15 protein-coding genes are annotated in these 16,156 nt (G+C 61.4%); 9 read left to right on the top strand and 6 right to left on the bottom strand.

Features of this window, described 5'->3' with window-relative positions:
- Nucleotides 1-46: 46 nt before the first annotated feature.
- Nucleotides 47-1,258, top strand: coding sequence for a winged helix-turn-helix domain-containing protein (locus MF4836_RS13125; RefSeq protein ID WP_078470663.1), 1,212 nt, complete (start codon nt 47-49; stop codon nt 1,256-1,258).
- A gap of 52 nt (nt 1,259-1,310) precedes the next feature.
- Here MF4836_RS13125 and MF4836_RS13120 read toward each other — a convergent pair whose 3' ends face one another.
- The gene (locus MF4836_RS13120; protein ID WP_078470662.1) at nt 1,311-2,657 is read right to left on the bottom strand and encodes a class II 3-deoxy-7-phosphoheptulonate synthase; all 1,347 of its coding nucleotides are present in this window, start codon (nt 2,655-2,657) and stop codon (nt 1,311-1,313) included.
- Between the two features lie 160 nt (nt 2,658-2,817).
- Between MF4836_RS13120 and MF4836_RS13115 the strand changes: the two genes are divergently transcribed.
- A complete protein-coding gene (locus MF4836_RS13115) occupies nt 2,818-3,573 on the top strand; it encodes a spermidine synthase (RefSeq protein ID WP_078470661.1) in 756 nt (251 codons plus the stop codon).
- Between the two features lie 74 nt (nt 3,574-3,647).
- Here MF4836_RS13115 and MF4836_RS13110 read toward each other — a convergent pair whose 3' ends face one another.
- Entirely contained in the window at nt 3,648-4,439 is a 792-nt protein-coding gene (locus tag MF4836_RS13110; protein ID WP_078470660.1) for a crotonase/enoyl-CoA hydratase family protein, read from the bottom strand.
- Nucleotides 4,440-4,857: 418 nt separating this feature from the next.
- Between MF4836_RS13110 and MF4836_RS13100 the strand changes: the two genes are divergently transcribed.
- Nucleotides 4,858-6,531, top strand: a complete 1,674-nt coding sequence (locus MF4836_RS13100; RefSeq protein WP_020299699.1) for a DEAD/DEAH box helicase — start codon at nt 4,858-4,860, stop codon at nt 6,529-6,531.
- A 104-nt stretch (nt 6,532-6,635) separates the two neighbouring features.
- Here the strand turns inward: MF4836_RS13100 and MF4836_RS13095 are convergent, their stop codons facing one another.
- The gene (locus MF4836_RS13095) at nt 6,636-7,403 is read right to left on the bottom strand and encodes a DODA-type extradiol aromatic ring-opening family dioxygenase (RefSeq protein ID WP_078470659.1); all 768 of its coding nucleotides are present in this window, start codon (nt 7,401-7,403) and stop codon (nt 6,636-6,638) included.
- 104 nt (nt 7,404-7,507) lie between these two features.
- Here MF4836_RS13095 and MF4836_RS13090 point away from each other — a divergent pair, with 104 nt between their 5' ends.
- Complete coding sequence (locus tag MF4836_RS13090) at nt 7,508-8,167, top strand: thiopurine S-methyltransferase (RefSeq protein ID WP_078470658.1); 660 nt, start codon at nt 7,508-7,510, stop codon at nt 8,165-8,167.
- A gap of 69 nt (nt 8,168-8,236) precedes the next feature.
- Here MF4836_RS13090 and htpX read toward each other — a convergent pair whose 3' ends face one another.
- Together htpX and MF4836_RS13080 are read right to left on the bottom strand one after the other, a co-directional pair.
- Nucleotides 8,237-9,124 carry a protease HtpX gene (gene htpX, locus MF4836_RS13085; protein WP_020299702.1) on the bottom strand — a complete coding sequence of 296 codons (888 nt, stop codon included), beginning with the start codon at nt 9,122-9,124 and terminating at the stop codon, nt 8,237-8,239.
- A gap of 303 nt (nt 9,125-9,427) precedes the next feature.
- The gene (locus MF4836_RS13080; protein ID WP_020299703.1) at nt 9,428-10,639 is read right to left on the bottom strand and encodes a pyridoxal phosphate-dependent aminotransferase; all 1,212 of its coding nucleotides are present in this window, start codon (nt 10,637-10,639) and stop codon (nt 9,428-9,430) included.
- Between the two features lie 224 nt (nt 10,640-10,863).
- Between MF4836_RS13080 and msrB the strand changes: the two genes are divergently transcribed.
- From msrB to MF4836_RS13065, 3 genes are all read left to right on the top strand, one after another.
- Complete coding sequence (gene msrB, locus MF4836_RS13075; RefSeq protein ID WP_078470657.1) at nt 10,864-11,256, top strand: peptide-methionine (R)-S-oxide reductase MsrB; 393 nt, start codon at nt 10,864-10,866, stop codon at nt 11,254-11,256.
- Between the two features lie 111 nt (nt 11,257-11,367).
- Nucleotides 11,368-11,853 (top strand): glutathione peroxidase, encoded by a 486-nt coding sequence (locus MF4836_RS13070; RefSeq protein WP_078470656.1) that lies wholly within the window; start codon nt 11,368-11,370, stop codon nt 11,851-11,853.
- Nucleotides 11,850-12,311 carry a MarR family winged helix-turn-helix transcriptional regulator gene (locus MF4836_RS13065; protein WP_078470655.1) on the top strand — a complete coding sequence of 154 codons (462 nt, stop codon included), beginning with the start codon at nt 11,850-11,852 and terminating at the stop codon, nt 12,309-12,311. The genes MF4836_RS13070 and MF4836_RS13065 overlap by 4 nt, the downstream gene beginning before the upstream one ends.
- On the opposite strand, the gene MF4836_RS13060 is transcribed toward MF4836_RS13065, so the two are convergent.
- Nucleotides 12,295-14,616, bottom strand: coding sequence for a hybrid sensor histidine kinase/response regulator (locus tag MF4836_RS13060; protein ID WP_078470654.1), 2,322 nt, complete (start codon nt 14,614-14,616; stop codon nt 12,295-12,297). The two genes, MF4836_RS13065 and MF4836_RS13060, sit on opposite strands and share 17 nt — an antisense overlap.
- Before the next feature lie 167 nt (nt 14,617-14,783).
- Between MF4836_RS13060 and MF4836_RS13055 the strand changes: the two genes are divergently transcribed.
- On the top strand, nt 14,784-15,674 hold the full coding sequence (locus tag MF4836_RS13055) for an ATP-binding protein (RefSeq protein ID WP_078470653.1): 891 nt from the start codon (nt 14,784-14,786) through the stop codon (nt 15,672-15,674).
- Nucleotides 15,671-16,153: a GAF domain-containing protein gene (locus MF4836_RS13050; protein ID WP_078470652.1), complete on the top strand. Its 483-nt coding sequence runs from the start codon at nt 15,671-15,673 to the stop codon at nt 16,151-16,153. The genes MF4836_RS13055 and MF4836_RS13050 overlap by 4 nt, the downstream gene beginning before the upstream one ends.
- Nucleotides 16,154-16,156: the final 3 nt, after the last annotated feature.

Here is a 16,156-nt window from a genome sequence, read left to right as displayed (position 1 = left end):
AGCGGCTGGCGGCTGAGGTAGTTTGCGGGCAGACAAGGAGATGCCCATGCCCGCCCAACAGTCGTTTTCCATCAAGCAGGCCCGACGCCTGGCCTTGGCTGCTCAAGGCTTTGGCGTGCGGCCCTCGACCGCTGCGATCAGTTCGGCCCAGGTCAATCGGATGATCGGGCGCCTGGGCCTGCTGCAGATTGATTCGGTCAACGCCCTGGTGCGCTCGCACTACCTGCCGTTGTTCTCGCGCCTGGGCAATTACTCCCCGCAACTGCTCGATCAAGCGGCCTGGAGCCAGGGCCACCAACGTCGGTTGTTCGAATACTGGGGGCATGAGGCCTCGCTGCTGCCGTTGGCCATGTACCCCTTGCTGCGCTGGCGGATGCAGCGCGCCAGCCAGGGGCAAGGTATCTATGGGCAATTGGCGCGTTTTGGCCAGGAGCAACAGGCGACCATTCGCCGGGTGCTGGCCTGTGTCGAGGAGCAGGGCGCGCTGGGGGCGGGCAGCCTGTCGACTCGGCAGGAGCGCGCCGGCCCCTGGTGGGACTGGAGTGCCGAGAAGCACGCGCTGGAGTGGCTGTTCGCTGCCGGCGAAGTGACGGTGGCCGGGCGTCGTGGTTTCGAGCGGCTGTACGACCTGCCGGAGCGGGTACTGCCCGCCGCCATCCTGCAGCAGCCCTTGCTCGACGAGGCAAAGGCCCAGCGCGGCTTGCTGTTGCATGCGATTGGTGCACTCGGAGTCGCCACGGAAAAAGACCTGCGTGATTACTTCCGGCTGAGCCCTGCGGACGGTCCGGTACGCCTGGCCCAGTTGCTTGAGGCCGGTGAGGTGCAACGCTGCGAGGTCGAGGGCTGGCGGCAAGCGGCCTATTGCCTGCCCGCGCCTAAAGTGCCGCGCAAGGTCGAGGCCAGCGCCTTGCTCTCGCCCTTTGATTCACTGGTTTGGGAGCGCAGCCGAACCGAGCGCCTGTTTGATTTTCGCTACCGGTTGGAGATCTATACCCCGCAACACAAACGGATTTATGGCTACTACGTGCTGCCGTTCCTGCATGACGAGCGGATCGCCGCGCGGGTCGACCTGCGGGCTGAGCGGGCATTGGGGCGCCTGGCAGTGCATGCCGTGCATGAAGAACCGCAGGGGCTGGATGAACAGGGGATGATGGCGCTGGCAGCCAATTTACGCCAAATGGCGCAGTGGCTGGGGCTGGAGCAGGTCCAGCTCAATTGCCCAAGGGCCAGTGCCCAGCGATTGCGGGGTTTTCTCTAGGGCTGCGGGGCACGCTCGCGGGCTTATCTCGCCACGAGCGCGCCCGGCTTGCTCAGCGCTTGACCTGTTTCAAGGTCTCGGCAATCAGGAACGCCAGCTCCAGGGATTGATCGGCGTTCATCCGCGGGTCGCAGTGGGTGTGATAGCGGTCCGACAGGCCATCCTCGGTGATAGGACGCGCGCCACCGATGCATTCAGTGACGTTTTGCCCGGTCATCTCGATGTGGATGCCGCCGGCGTAGCTGCCTTCGGCTTCGTGTACTTGGAAGAACTGCTTCACCTCGTTGAGGATCTGCGCGAAGTCGCGGGTCTTGTAACCGCTGCTGGCCTTGATGGTATTGCCGTGCATCGGGTCGGAGCTCCACAGCACCTGCTTGCCTTCGCCTTCCACCGCGCGGATCAGTTGGGGCAGGTGATCGCCGACCTTGTTCGCGCCCATGCGCACGATCAGGTTGAGGCGACCGGGATCGTTATCCGGGTTGAGGATATCGATCAGGCGAATCAACTCGTCGGTGTTCATGCTTGGGCCGACCTTGACCCCGATCGGGTTGTTCACCCCGCGCAGGAATTCGACGTGGGCGCCGTCCAGCTGGCGGGTGCGGTCGCCGATCCACAGCATGTGCGCCGAGCAGTCGTAATAGTCGTTGGTCAGGCTGTCGCGCCGCACAAAGGCTTCTTCGTAGTTCAGCAGCAGGGCCTCATGGGCGGTGAAGAAGCTGGTCTCGCGCAGTTGTGGCGAGCTGTCCATACCGCAGGCGCGCATAAAGGCCAGGGTTTCATCGATCCGGTCGGCCAGGTGACTGTACTTCTCGGCCAGGGCCGAGTTGGCGATGAAGTCCAGGTTCCACTTGTGCACCTGGTGCAAGTCGGCAAAGCCGCCTTGGGCGAACGCGCGCAGCAGGTTCAGGGTCGCGGTGGACTGGTGGTAGGACTGCAATAGGCGGTCCGGGTCCGGGACGCGGCTTTTCATGTCGAAACCGATGCCGTTGACGATATCGCCCCGGTAGGCCGGCAGGGTAACGCCGTTGATGGTTTCGTCGTTGGCCGAGCGCGGCTTGGCGAACTGACCGGCCATGCGCCCGACTTTGACCACCGGGCAGCCGGCGGCGAAGGTCATGACGATCGCCATCTGCAGCAGCACCTTGAAGGTGTCGCGGATCTTCGCGGCAGAGAACTCGGCGAAGCTCTCGGCGCAATCGCCGCCTTGCAGGAGGAATGCGCGACCCTGGGTCACCTCGGCAAACTGGCGTCGCAACTCCCGGGCTTCACCGGCAAACACCAGCGGCGGATAGCTGGCCAGGGATTGCTCGACCTGCAGCAAATGGGCTGCATCGGGGTAGTGGGGTTGTTGCTGGATCGGCAAGGCACGCCAGCTGTCGGGACTCCAGGGTTGGCTCATCACGCACTCAAGTGTTCTTCGGTGGGAGGCGCATGTTATCAGCAATTAGTGCGTGACCTGTTCCCGTCGCTTGGCCGACAATCGCGCCTTTCCCGCTCGGCGCCGAGTGGTTGGTTGATTGCAATGGCGAGCTTGAGCCCCATTGCGCCTAGGAGATGAGATGACTGAGGAGCGCGTCGAGCACCTGCTCGCCGAAGTGCACGATGAGTTCGGCATGATCCGGGTGCTGGAAGTGGCCGATTACCGCTTTCTCGAGTTTGGCGACGCCATCGAGCAGAGCTGCGTGTTCACTGCCGATCCGAGCTGGCTCGAGTACGACTACACCCGCGCCATGTTGATCGGTGCCTTGTGCCATGAGCACCCGGAAAGCGCGCTGTTTCTCGGCCTCGGCGCCGGGACTCTGACTCAGGCCTGCCTGAAGTTTCTGCCCCTGGAAGACGTCGAAGCCATCGAACTGCGTCCCGATGTGCCACGCCTGGCCATCGAATACCTGGGGCTGGACGATGATCCACGGCTGTACATTCGCGTCGGCGATGCCCTGGAACTGCTGGAGACTGCCGAACCCGCAGACCTGATCTTCGTCGACCTTTATACCGATGTCGGCCCGGGTGTCGGGCACCTGGCCTGGGGTTTCCTGGAAAACTGCCAGAAGCGCCTCAACCCGGGTGGCTGGCTGGTGATCAACCAGTGGGCCACCGATGATGGCAAGCCCTTGGGCGCGGCGCTGTTGCGTGGGCTTTATCATCGGCATTACTGGGAGTTGCCGGTGAAGGAGGGCAACGTGATTCTGATCGTGCCCGCAGACCTCGACCAGGAACTGGACAGTGGCGCCCTGTCTGCCCGCGCCGAAGCCCTGGCCCCGCGCCTGGGCTACTCATTGCAATCGCTGATCAAGGCCATCCGTCCAGCGACCTGATGGCCCGCCGTCGCAGTAGGCCGGTATGTGCGCCGGCGGGTTAGGGCCAGCGCAGCCTCGTTCCTCGGCAGCGGTTACAGACCCTTGAATACGCCTGGGCGTTTTTCGACCATTGCCCGCACGCCCTCCTTGGCGTCCTCGCTGTTCAGGAGTTTCTTCACCAGCGGCGGCAAACCCAGGGCTGCTGCGGTTTCACCTTCCAGGCGCGCCTGGCGGGCAGACATCAAGGTGGCCTGGACCCCCAGCGGCGCCTGCCGGGCAATCCGCTCGGCCAGCAGCATCGCGCGCGGCAGCAAATCCTCACTGGCCATCACCTCTTGCACCAGGCCCAGGCGCAAGGCGTCGTGGGCATCGAATTCGTCGCCGGTCAGCAACCAGCGCATGGCGTTGCCCCAGCCGGCGATCTGATGCAGACGCAGGGTGGCGCCGCCAAAAGGAAAAATCCCCCGCTGCACTTCCAGTTGGGCAAACCGGGTATTGCTGGCGCACAGGTTGATATCGGCCGCCAGCATCAATTCGATGCCGATGGTCAGGCAGTAGCCCTGCGCCGCGACAATCACCGGTTTGCTGACCCGGGGGCCGGCAAACACCCCCCAGGGATCACAACCGCCGGCCGGGGCCTGCCAGCCTTCAGCCAGTGCCGCGCCGACATTGGCCAGGTCCAGCCCGGCGGTAAAGTGCTCGCCATGGGCAAAGACCACCGCTACCCGGGCCTCGCTGCTCGCCTCGAATTCGCCATAAGCCAGGCTCAACTGGTTGAGCAGCTCGAGATCAAAGGCGTTGCGCTTGGCGACCCGGTCCAGGCCGATCAGAAACAGATGACCACGCTGTTCACGGCTGACGCGACTGCTGCTGGGCTGATTCATGGGCATATCCTAGGGGGGGAAGGGGCGTCTCGGACCGACGGTACCAGCCTGAAAGATGAACCGTTTAAGCTCCGTGGCCAGCGGGGCCGGGCCTTTGCAAAATAGACCGTTGGCGGATGATCCGCAAAGCCCACGGCGCACAGGCATACAGCGGGGTTTTCCGATAAAAAAATCTCCCTTTTTTGAGTAATTCCGGTATAGTGCGCGCCGGCCTTTAACCGGGCCACGTTTAGGTATTGCAATTCCCCGAAGTCAGCTTCGGCTGCTTGTCCGCTGCGCGGACTATCCTTGACGATTCTTTCATTCAATCGTTTTCGCAAATCCCCGCCGACAAAGCTGCCAGGGCGACTCTTGAGTCTTACACGGCATGCGCAGCTTTGGAGCATGGGTCTTTGCGGATGCACTTAGAGGCAGACCCATGACCCAGGAAACCGGCGGCTTCGCCGCTTTTAATCTTAATCCGAATATTCTTGCAGCCGTCATCGCGACTGGCTACGAGGAGCCTTCGGCTATCCAGCATCAATCGATCCCGATCATCATGGCCGGTCACGACATGATTGGTCAGGCGCAAACCGGTACGGGTAAAACCGCTGCGTTCGCCCTGCCGATCCTGCACCGCATCGATCCTGCTAAGCGCGAACCGCAAGCCCTGATCCTGGCTCCAACCCGTGAGTTGGCGCTGCAAGTTGCAACCGCTTTCGAAACCTACGCCAAGCAAATGCCGGGCGTTACCGTTGTGGCCGTTTACGGCGGCGCGCCTATGGGCCCACAACTGAAAGCAATCCGTAATGGCGCACAGATCGTTGTCGCCACTCCGGGCCGTCTGTGCGACCACCTGCGTCGTGACGAAAAAGTCCTGGCTACCGTGAACCACCTGGTTCTCGACGAAGCTGACGAAATGCTCAAACTGGGCTTCATGGACGACCTGGAAGTTATCTTCAAGGCCTTGCCAGCAACCCGTCAGACCGTACTGTTCTCGGCCACCCTGCCACAGTCGATCCGTGCCATTGCCGAACGCCACCTGCGCGATCCGCAACACGTGAAGATCCAGACCAAGACTCAGACCGTTACCGCGATCGAACAGGCTCACCTGTTGGTTCACGCTGACCAGAAGACCTCGGCTGTATTGAGCCTGCTGGAAGTGGAAGACTTCGACGCCCTGATCATGTTCGTGCGCACCAAGCAAGCGACCCTGGATCTGGCCAGTGCCCTGGAAGCCAAAGGCTACAAAGCCGCTGCGCTGAACGGTGACATTGCCCAGAACCAGCGTGAGCGCGTGATCGACTCCCTCAAGGATGGCCGTCTGGACATCGTTGTGGCGACCGACGTTGCTGCTCGAGGCCTGGACGTACCGCGCATCACCCACGTATTCAACGTGGACATGCCGTACGACCCGGAATCCTACGTGCACCGTATCGGCCGTACCGGCCGTGCCGGTCGCGAAGGTCGTGCGCTGCTGCTGGTGACTCCACGTGAGCGCCGCATGCTGCAAGTGATCGAGCGTGTAACCGGTCAGAAGGTTGCTGAAGTTCGCCTGCCGGACGCCCAAGCGGTGCTCGACGCGCGTATCAAGAAGCTGACCAACAGCCTGTCGCCGCTGGTGGCCGATGCTGAATCGACCCACGGTGATCTGCTGGATCGCCTGACCGCTGATATCGGCTGCACGCCACGTGCTCTGGCTGCTGCTCTGCTGCGCAAAGCTACCAACGGTCAGGCTCTGACCCTGGCAGCCATCGAGAAAGAGCGTCCACTGGTGCCGAACAACGCACCGCGTGGCGATCGTCCTGAGCGCACTGGCGACCGTCCAGACCGTGGTGACCGCGAGCGTCGTGCTCCGATCCCGCTGGCTGAAGGCCGTGCTCGCTGCCGTACCGCGCTGGGCGCGCGTGATGGTATCGCTGCCAAGAACCTGCTGGGCGCCATCCTCAACGAAGGCGGCCTGGCTCGTGAAGCGATCGGTCGCATCCAGGTGCGTGACAGCTTCTCCCTGGTGGAGCTGCCGGAAGATGGTCTGGAGAAGTTGCTGACCAAGCTGAAGGACACTCGCGTTGCCGGTAAGCAGCTGAAGCTGCGTCGCTATCGCGAAGATTGATCCGCTCTCGGGCTGATTGATCGAACATAAAAAATCCCCGACTGGTTCGGGGATTTTTTTTGCCTGGCGTTTATCGCCTGGCGGCAGGCAGGCCAGTGAGGCGCCTAGGCAAAGCGATAGATATCCATACCCAATGCACCCAGGGTGAAGCCTTGGTGGACGATGCTGAATTCGCCGCCGGCACCACGGGCGAAATACAGCGGCAGCAGGTGTTCATCACTGGGGTGGCTGCGCACCGCATTCGGCGCCTGGCGCCGGTAATCATGCAAGGCGGCCTCATCGTTTGCTGCCAGCTTGTCGATCATCCAGTCACGAAAGGCCTTGGCCCAGGGCTCGATGCTTTCCGGCCCGGCGTGCCAGTCGAGCTCACCCAGGTTGTGGGTGATGCTGCCGGAGCCGATCAGCAACACTCCCTGCTCGCGCAGGCTGGCCAATGCATGCCCGACATGGGTCTGCAGATCAGGGCCGAGGCGGCTTGGTAGCGAGACCTGGACCACGGGAATGTCCGCTGCGGGGTACATCAGCGACAACGGTACCCATACGCCGTGGTCAAGGGGGCGCTTGCTGTCGAGCTGTGCGGGCAAGCCATCGGCCTTGAGCAGCTCTACCACCTGGGCCGCCAGGGCCGGATCACCCGGGGCCGGGTACTGCACGGCGAACAGGGCGGCGGGGAAGCCGCCGAAGTCGTGCCAGGTCTCCGGATGCGGGTTGGCGCTGACCCGCAGGTCTTGGCTTTCCCAGTGCGCGGAAACCATCACGATTGCCTTGGGTTTCGGCAGTTGCGCAGCCAGTCGCGCCAATGCCGGACCGCTGGCCCCGGGCTCCAGGGCGAGCATGGGTGAACCATGAGAGATAAACAGGCTGGGGAGCATGGAGGGGATCCTGGGGGGTTAAGATAGGGCCATCTTCAATCAGATCATCAATCTAAATCTAATATAAGTTTTAGTGCTTTTTGATCGAATTTTCAGGGTGATTCATGGAGCCGGAATTTTGGCAAAAACGCTGGGAGCGCGATCAGATCGGCTTTCATCTATCAGAGGTCAATCCCTATCTCCAGCAGTTCTGGCCGCACTTGGGGCTCACCCCAGGGGCGCGGGTGCTGGTGCCGTTGTGTGGCAAAAGTCTGGACCTCAAGTGGCTCGCCGGCCTGGGGCACGAGGTGCTGGGCATCGAGTTGTCGGAAAAGGCCATCCAGGACTTCTTCAGTGAACAGCAACTGACGCCCACCGTTACTCGGCACGGGCGTTTCAAGGTCTATCAGAAGGGCGCGATCCAGCTCTGGTGCGGCGATATCTTCGCCCTGGCCGCCGAGGACGTCGCCGATTGCACGGCTTTGTATGACCGGGCGGCGTTGATCGCCTTGCCGCCAGAGATGCGCGGCCAGTACGCAGCGCTGTTGAATCGCGTACTGCCCCATGGCGCGCGTGGCTTGCTGATCACCATGGATTACGATCAGGCGCTCATCGAAGGACCGCCCTTTGCCGTGCTCGACGAAGAGGTCAGGCACTTGCTGGGCGCGCGTTGGCAGCTTGAGGTCGAAGTGGAGCGGGACATTCTGGGCGAGAGCTGGAAGTTTCTAAAGGGTGGGGTCACGCGCCTGGACGAACGGGTCTACCGGTTGCTGGACAAGGCCTGAGCCTGGTTTTATCGCGACCATGCAAAAGGGCGACTCGCGTCGCCCTTTTGGGTGTTACTGGTGTCGCTATCAGCCGCGACGACGCAGTGCTTCAATACGCTCTTCCAGCGGTGGGTGGCTCATGAACATCCGAGCCAGGCCTTGCTTGAGACCACCGTTGATGCCGAAGGCGTTCAAGGTGTCGGGCATGTGCACCGGCAAGCCCTGTTCCGAGCGCAGGCGCTGCAGGGCGCCAATCATCGCGCTGGTACCGGCCAGACGGGCGCCGGCTTCGTCGGCACGGAACTCGCGTTTGCGCGAGAACCACATGACGATGGAGCTGGCGAGGATGCCCAGGACCAGCTCGGCGAAGATGGTCGCGATGTAATAGGCAATGCCCTGGCCTTCTTCGTTCTTGAAAATCACCTTATCGACAAAGTTGCCGATGATACGGGCGAAGAACATCACGAAGGTGTTCACCACGCCCTGGATCAACGCCAGGGTGACCATGTCACCGTTGGCGACGTGCCCGATTTCATGGGCCAGCACGGCTTTAACTTCATCCGGCGAAAAACGTTCCAGCAAGCCCTGGCTGACCGCAACCAGCGCGTCGTTCTTGTTCCAGCCGGTGGCAAAGGCGTTGGCCTCGTAAGCCGGGAAAATACCGACCTCGGGCATCTTGATCCCGGCTTCACGGGACAGTTGTTCAACGGTCTGCAGCAGCCATTGCTCGTGACGAGTGCGTGGCTGGCTGATGATTTGGGTGCTGGTGCTCATCTTCGCCATCCACTTGGAGATGAACAGCGAGAACAGCGAACCGGCGAAACCAAAGACGGCACAGAAGATCAGCAGCTGAGTAAGGTCGAGATCAACCTTGTTGGCCGCCATGATCCCGTTGAAGCCGAAAAGGCTCAGGGTAATGCTGGCAATCAGCACGACCGCCAGGTTAGTGGCCAAAAACAGCAGAATGCGCATCATGGTTGTTAAAATCTCCTCATGCTTAAGATGTAGCGTACTGCGGGGTATATAAGGTGCGGCACCGGGCTATTCAACCGGGTGACTATTTCAAACTGTGTCTTACAGACTGATCCTAGACGCGTGCATGAAATTTCTGCGGCGAATCAGATAAATCCCGAAGTGTGTTTTTTGCTACAAGCCCTTGCACCAGCGGTGTGTCGGGAGGGTGTCAGCTTATAGAAGGGAGGCGGGGCAGGGGAGCGAAGATGTGTTGCTGAATTAATCGCAGTGCGACCGGCGGACCGATCGCACTGCAACGGGTACTTACTGACGGTAAGACTTGAGGAAGCTGCCGATCCGGCCAATTGCCTGCTCCAGGTCATCCACCCGTGGCAGGGTGACGACGCGGAAGTGGTCGGGCCATGGCCAGTTGAAGGCCGTGCCTTGAACCACCAGCAGTTTCTCCGAGAGCAGCAGGTCGAGGACGAACTTCTCATCGTTATGAATCGGGCAGACTTTCGGGTCAATCCGCGGGAAGGCGTACAGCGCGCCCATGGGCTTGACGCAGCTTACGCCGGGAATGTCATTGAGCAGTTCCCAGGTGCGATTGCGTTGTTCCAGCAGGCGGCCCTGGGGCAGGACCAAGTCGTTGATGCTTTGATAGCCGCCCAGTGCAGTCTGGATGGCGTGCTGGCTCGGCACGTTGGCACATAGGCGCATGTTGGCCAGCATATCGATGCCCTCGATGTAGCTCTGGGCATGGTGCTTGGGACCGGAAATGGCCACCCAGCCGGAGCGGAAGCCCGCGACCCGATACGACTTGGACAGGCCGTTGAAGGTCAGGCACAACAGGTCCGGAGCCAGGGACGCGGTGCAGATATGCACGGCGTCGTCGTACAGAATCTTGTCGTAGATCTCGTCGGAGAACACCACCAGGTTGTGCTGGCGGGCCAGTTCGAGCATGCCCAGCAGCACTTCCTTGGGGTATACGGCGCCCGTCGGGTTGTTGGGGTTGATAATCACCAGGGCTTTGGTGTTCGGGGTGATCTTGGCCTTGATGTCGGCCAGGTCCGGCCACCAGTTGGCCTGCTCGTCACACAGGTAATGCACCGGATTGCCGCCTGCCAGGCTGACCGCAGCGGTCCACAGCGGGTAGTCCGGGGCCGGGACCAGCACTTCGTCGCCATTGTTGAGCAGGGCCTGCATGGCCATCACGATCAGTTCGGAAACACCGTTGCCCAGGTAGATGTCTTCGATGCCGACGCCTTCCACCTGCTTCTGCTGGTAGTACTGCATGACCGCCTTGCGCGCACTGAACAGGCCTTTGGAGTCGCTGTAGCCCTGTGCGGTCGGCAGGTTGCGGATCACGTCCTGAAGGATTTCATCCGGCGCTTCGAAACCAAAGGGTGCCGGGTTGCCGATGTTCAGCTTGAGGATGCGATGGCCTTCCTCTTCCAGACGTTTGGCGTGCTTGAGCACTGGGCCGCGAATGTCGTAGCAGACGTTGGCGAGCTTGTTCGATTTGCTGACCTGCATGGCGATGTGTTCCCGAAAATGAACGATCCAGATGGCGGATGAACTACCGTACTGGGAATCCTGCGTTTTCACACAGGCCTGTAGCCTACGCTTGCAGCGGCAAAATCCGTTTGAATGCGCTTGGCGCGGCTGCCAGACTGGCGTCTAACGAGGCGCAATCATACGTGCCGCCTGATCCGTGGAAAAGATACAGATCGGGCTTTTTCAGTTGCAGAGGAGGGATGATGGAAAAGCTGGAAAAAACCCTTGAAGAATGGCGCGCCATGCTCGATCCCGAGCAATACAACGTATGCCGGCTCAAAGGCACCGAACGACCGTTCTCGGGCAAGTACAACGGCACCAAGACCGAAGGGGTCTATCACTGTATCTGCTGCAACGAGCCCTTGTTCGACTCGCGGGCCAAATTCGATTCCGGCTGCGGCTGGCCGAGCTTCTACGAACCGATCGGTGAAAGCGCCATGGTCGATATTCGCGATGTCAGCCACGGCATGATCCGCACTGAAGTGGTGTGCGCCAAATGTGATGCGCACCTGGGGCATGTATTCCCCGATGGGCCGCCACCGACCGGCCTGCGTTATTGCATCAATTCGGTGTGCCTGGACCTGGTGCCGCGCTAAGACCTGCCGACAAGAAGCGATTTTTCGAAATCGCTTTCCATTGAATTAGGTTGTACGCAATTTAATTGAGCGCTATTTTTAGCGACCTTTACTGTTCCTGGAGCCTGCACCATGAGTGACACCCTGTTGAACATCCCGTGCACCACCATCAAGGGCGAGCAAACAACCCTGGCCGACTTCCACGGCAAGGCCGTACTGGTGGTCAACACCGCCAGCAAGTGCGGTTTTACGCCCCAGTACAAAGGGCTGGAGGAGCTGTGGCAGACCTACAAGGATCAAGGTCTGGTGGTGCTGGGGTTCCCGTGCAATCAGTTCGGCAAGCAGGAACCGGGAAACGAGGGGGCGATTTCCGAGTTTTGCGAACTGAACTTCGGTGTCAGCTTCCCGCTGTTCAAGAAGGTCGATGTCAATGGCGCACAGGCCCATCCACTGTTCGTTCAGTTGAAAAAGCGTGCGCCGGGCTTGCTGGGCTCCCAGGGCATCAAGTGGAACTTCACCAAATTCCTGGTCGGCAAGGACGGGCAGGTGGTCAAGCGTTTCGCGCCGACCACCAAGCCCCAGGACCTGACGAGCGAGATTGAAGCCCTGCTCAAATGAACGACCTGTCCGCCGATTCGCTGAGCCTCGACCGTCAGCTGTGTTTCAAACTCTACGCCGCCTCGCGGGCTGTGGTGCGTGGCTACAAGCCGATGCTCGACCAGTTGGGCCTGACTTACCCGCAGTACTTGGTGATGCTGGTGCTGTGGGAGTGGCAGGCAACGCCGCCCGAATTACCCACCGTCAGGGCGCTGGGTGAGCGTCTGGCGCTGGACTCCGGAACCCTGACGCCATTGCTCAAGCGACTGCAACAGTTGCAACTGGTGCAGCGCCAGCGCTCGGTCCTGGATGAGCGTGAGGTGCATCTAAGCCTGAGCCCTGCGGGCCTGGCCCTGCGCGAGCAAGTGCCGCCGCTCAAGGCGGCCTTGCTCTGCGACAGCGGCGTCGACCTCAATGGTTTGGACGAGTTGCGCAATGGTCTGGACCGTTTGCTGGCCCAGGTCAAAGCATTGTCGTAGTCGGCACCCAGAGGTCCAGCAGGGCGGCCAGTTCTTCGCGTCGGAACGGCTTGGCCAGGTAATCGCTCATGCCTGCCAGGCGGCAACGTTCGCGCTCTTCGGGCATGGCGTTGGCGGTCAGGGCAATGATCGGCAGGTCAGGCCAGCGGCCGCTGCGACGTATCTGCCGGCTGGCCTCGTAACCGTCCATGACCGGCATGTTGCAGTCCATCAGCACCAGATCGAAGTCCTCGTGCTCCAGCAGGTTGAGGGCTTCGGCACCGTGGGCCGCGACGCTCACGGCGCAGCCGAGTTTGCTGAGCATGCCCTTGGCCACCAGTTGGTTCACCGGGTTGTCCTCCACCAGCAGGATCCGTGCTCGACGTAAAGGCGTGTAGGTCTCCAGCTGAGCGTCGTCGATGATCACGGTGTGCCCCAGCAGTGCCCGACGCAGTGTCTGGTACAGGGCATTGCGCGCCAATGGCCGGGCCTGTTGCTGCAGCGGCGCCAGGGCCGCAGCCTCCTCACTGGGGAGAAAACTGCCATAGGCGGTGACCAGCAGGATCGGCGCAGAGAGGGTCGGGCGCAGGCCGAACAGGCATTCCGGGCAGTCGGTGATCAACAGGTCGGGCTCGAGCCCGAGCAGCGAATCGCTCAGGTTGCAGCGTCGATAATTCAGGCCCCAGGCCGGCAGGAGTTTGCCCAGCAGTTCAGCGAGGCCGCTGCCAGGCTCGGTAATCGCCAGGATAGTGCCAAACAACGGCGCCGGAGCCACGGCCGGGGTATGGCAGGGTAACGGCAGGTCGGCGCAGAACTGGCTGCCAAAACCCACCTCGGAGCTGATGCTCAGCCGTCCCTGCATGGCCTCGCACAGGTTGTGGGTCAGGGCCAGCCCAAGGCCGGTGCCGCCGTACTGGCGCGTGATGCCGGCGCCAGCCTGGGTATAGGGTTGAAAAATCCGCAGTTGAGCTTCCGGTGCGATGCCGATGCCGGTGTCGCAGACTTCGATCCGTACCCCGTCATCGTGGGTGCACAGGCGCACATCCACCCGGCCGAATCGGGTGAATTTCAGCGCGTTCGACAACAGGTTGCTGACGATCTGCCGCACCCGAGTCGGGTCACCCAGCACCAGAGCCGGGAAATCGGGTTCGATCAGGCAGGTCAATTCGACGCTGGACGCGGTGTTCTGCGACAGCAGATTGGCGGTGTCTTCGACCAGCACGCCGAGGTCGAACGGGATGCGTTCCAGTTCCAGTTGCCCGGCGTCGAACTTTGACATGTCGAGAATATCGTTGAGCAACTCCACCAGCACCTTGCCGGAATCGTGGGCGATCGACAGTTGCTGGCGTTGTTCGGCGTTCAGCTGGCTGTCCAGGGACAAGGCGATCATGCCCAGCAAGCCATTGAGCGGGGTGCGGATTTCGTGGCTCATGTTGGCCAGGAAGGCGGCCCGCGCCTGAGCCATATCCAGAGCGGTGCTGCGGGCGGTTTCCAGTTCTTCGTTGGATTGGCTCAGGCGCTGGTTGATCGCCTTGAGCTCAGTGGTGCGTGCGGAGACGATGTTTTCCAGTTGGCCAAGATAGTCGGTCAGGCGGTTTTCTGCGTTGCGCCGTTGCTGGATCTCGGTGGACATGTTTTCAAACTGCTGGTTGGCGACCTTGACCAGCACCCCGATTTCATCGTTTTCGTGGCCCGGCGGGAAGTCCAGCTTGGGCTGGTCGGCGCTGCGCGGGTCGCGGCCACTGAGTTCGCGGATCACCCTGACCAGCGGCTTGGTCAGCATCACGTAAAACAGGCCAAGGAGAATCCCGGTCAGGATCAGGCTGCGGGCGAAGCCGTTGATCAGGGTCACTTCGGCCCGGCGCAGGAAGCGGCTGCCGAAGGCGAAGGTATCGACCTCCAGGTGCAAGGTGCCCAAGGATTCTTCGGGTAGATGGCTGAGAAAGAGCCGGTCTTCGAACTGGCGATTGGCGCCGAACAGGAAGTCGCTGATGGCCCGGTAGCGGCTTTTCAGCGGCGGACGCTCGACATTGGCCAGCAGGGTGTTGTTGTTATCGATCAGTTGCGCGCCAATGATGGCCGGTGAGCGCAGCAAACCCAGGGTCAGTTCCTGGGCCAGTTCGGCGTCGATGTTGTAGGCGATACGCGAGGCCGGGTTATGGCTGATTTCCAGGAGCGAGCGTATTTCCTGATTGATGGAGGCGTCTTCACTGGCATAATCGATGCCGATTTGCAGCAGACTGAGCGCCGTCCCGAGGATGAAGCCGACCAGCACTGTAAGCCTGGCTTGTTTGTAAGACAGGCGGTGGGTGAATTTAATATCCATGGGATGCTGAGCCACTTTCCGTTTCCCTTCGCTGGGCAAGCATAGCTGATCGTCAGTTATTGCCGGCAGGGGCCTGGCGCTGATCCTGCTTGGGTAGACCACGGGCACCGCACTCCTGTTTCGTCTGGATGCCCGACCATTATTGTGAACCTGTCTGAGGAGAAGTCGTGGATTCTCGATTGAATGCTTTTCTTGAACGCGCCGATGCGGTCCTGGCTCGGCTTGAGCCGTTGCTGCCGGCCCCGCGACAAGTCATCGACTGGACGCACTGCCTGGCCGCGCGCTGGCAACGGGAGGGACGCAATGGCTTCCTGTTGCCCCTGGAGGTCAGCCTCGACATGCGCTTGTCCGATCTGATCGGCGTCGACCGGCAACGTGAGCAATTGGCACGCAATACCCAGCAGTTTCTCGATGGCATGCCGGCCAACCACGCCTTGCTCTGGGGCTCGCGCGGTACCGGCAAGTCGTCGTTGGTGCGCGCCTTGCTGGCTGAACACGCCAAGGGCGGTTTGCGCCTGATCGAAATCGAGCGCGATCACCTCGCGGACCTGCCGCGAGTGGTGGAGCAGTTGGTCAAGCTGCCCCAGCGTTTCGTGCTGTTCTGCGATGACCTGTCGTTCGAGGCCGGTGAAGGCGATTACCGGGTGCTCAAGAGCGTACTCGACGGCTCGCTGGAACAGGCGCCGGACAACGTGCTGCTCTACGCGACCTCCAACCGGCGGCACCTGGTGCCCGAGAAAGAGAGTGACAACGAGAACTGGAAGCGCGTCGATGGCGAACTTCACCCTAGCGAAGCGGTGGAAGACAAGATCGCCCTGTCGGATCGCTTTGGCCTGTGGCTGTCGTTCTACCCTTTCACCCAGGAACACTTCCTCAATGTAGTGGAGCACTGGATCGGCGAGCTGGCGAGCAAGGCAAACCTCAGATGGCAGCGGGATGAGGAGCTGGAGATTCTCGCGGTGCGCTGGGCCACGGGCCGCGGCAACCGCAATGGCCGTTGCGCCTACCAATTCGCCCGCTACTGGGTTGGCCTGAAGTTGCTGGAGCAAAAGGCATGATCGATTTGCAAAGCGCCGGTAAGGACCTGGAAGGCTATGGGTTGTTGTGCGCCCAGCTGGAATCCCTGCTGGCCGATGAGCGGGATTTCATTGCCAATGCCGCGCAGTTTTCGGCGTTTCTGTTCAACCAGCTCGACGATTTGAATTGGGCTGGCTTCTACCTCAACCGTGATGAAGAACTGGTGCTCGGCCCGTTCCAGGGCCAGATCGCCTGTGTGCGGATTGCCTTCGGTCGTGGTGTATGTGGCGCGGCTGCGGCCTCGCGGCAAACCCAGCGGGTCGAAGATGTACACGCGTTCCCGGGGCACATTGCCTGCGACAGCGCGTCCAACAGCGAGTTGGTCGTGCCGCTGGTCAAGGACGGACGGCTGATCGGCGTGCTGGATCTGGACAGCCCGAAACTGGCCCGCTTCAGCGTCGACGATCAAACCGGCATCGAAGCCCTGGCGGCGATTTTCCTGCGCCTGAGCGACTGCTGATCC

The sequence above is a fragment of the Pseudomonas sp. MF4836 genome (assembly GCF_002018875.1).
Classification (GTDB): domain Bacteria; phylum Pseudomonadota; class Gammaproteobacteria; order Pseudomonadales; family Pseudomonadaceae; genus Aquipseudomonas.
The sequence above is the reverse complement of the archived record's forward strand: the minus strand, read 5'-3'. Positions and strand labels throughout refer to the sequence as shown.

Excerpts from the sequence above, each read along its gene's own strand:
- MF4836_RS13125 (WP_078470663.1), top strand. The coding sequence starts at position 47 with ATGCCCGCCCAACAGTCGTTTTCCATCAAGCAGGCCCGACGCCTGGCC.
- MF4836_RS13120 (WP_078470662.1), bottom strand. The coding sequence starts at position 2,657 with ATGAGCCAACCCTGGAGTCCCGACAGCTGGCGTGCCTTGCCGATCCAG.
- MF4836_RS13115 (WP_078470661.1), top strand. The coding sequence starts at position 2,818 with ATGACTGAGGAGCGCGTCGAGCACCTGCTCGCCGAAGTGCACGATGAG.
- MF4836_RS13110 (WP_078470660.1), bottom strand. The coding sequence starts at position 4,439 with ATGAATCAGCCCAGCAGCAGTCGCGTCAGCCGTGAACAGCGTGGTCAT.
- MF4836_RS13100 (WP_020299699.1), top strand. The coding sequence starts at position 4,858 with ATGACCCAGGAAACCGGCGGCTTCGCCGCTTTTAATCTTAATCCGAAT.
- MF4836_RS13095 (WP_078470659.1), bottom strand. The coding sequence starts at position 7,403 with ATGCTCCCCAGCCTGTTTATCTCTCATGGTTCACCCATGCTCGCCCTG.
- MF4836_RS13090 (WP_078470658.1), top strand. The coding sequence starts at position 7,508 with ATGGAGCCGGAATTTTGGCAAAAACGCTGGGAGCGCGATCAGATCGGC.
- htpX (WP_020299702.1), bottom strand. The coding sequence starts at position 9,124 with ATGATGCGCATTCTGCTGTTTTTGGCCACTAACCTGGCGGTCGTGCTG.
- MF4836_RS13080 (WP_020299703.1), bottom strand. The coding sequence starts at position 10,639 with ATGCAGGTCAGCAAATCGAACAAGCTCGCCAACGTCTGCTACGACATT.
- msrB (WP_078470657.1), top strand. The coding sequence starts at position 10,864 with ATGGAAAAGCTGGAAAAAACCCTTGAAGAATGGCGCGCCATGCTCGAT.
- MF4836_RS13070 (WP_078470656.1), top strand. The coding sequence starts at position 11,368 with ATGAGTGACACCCTGTTGAACATCCCGTGCACCACCATCAAGGGCGAG.
- MF4836_RS13065 (WP_078470655.1), top strand. The coding sequence starts at position 11,850 with ATGAACGACCTGTCCGCCGATTCGCTGAGCCTCGACCGTCAGCTGTGT.
- MF4836_RS13060 (WP_078470654.1), bottom strand. The coding sequence starts at position 14,616 with ATGGATATTAAATTCACCCACCGCCTGTCTTACAAACAAGCCAGGCTT.
- MF4836_RS13050 (WP_078470652.1), top strand. The coding sequence starts at position 15,671 with ATGATCGATTTGCAAAGCGCCGGTAAGGACCTGGAAGGCTATGGGTTG.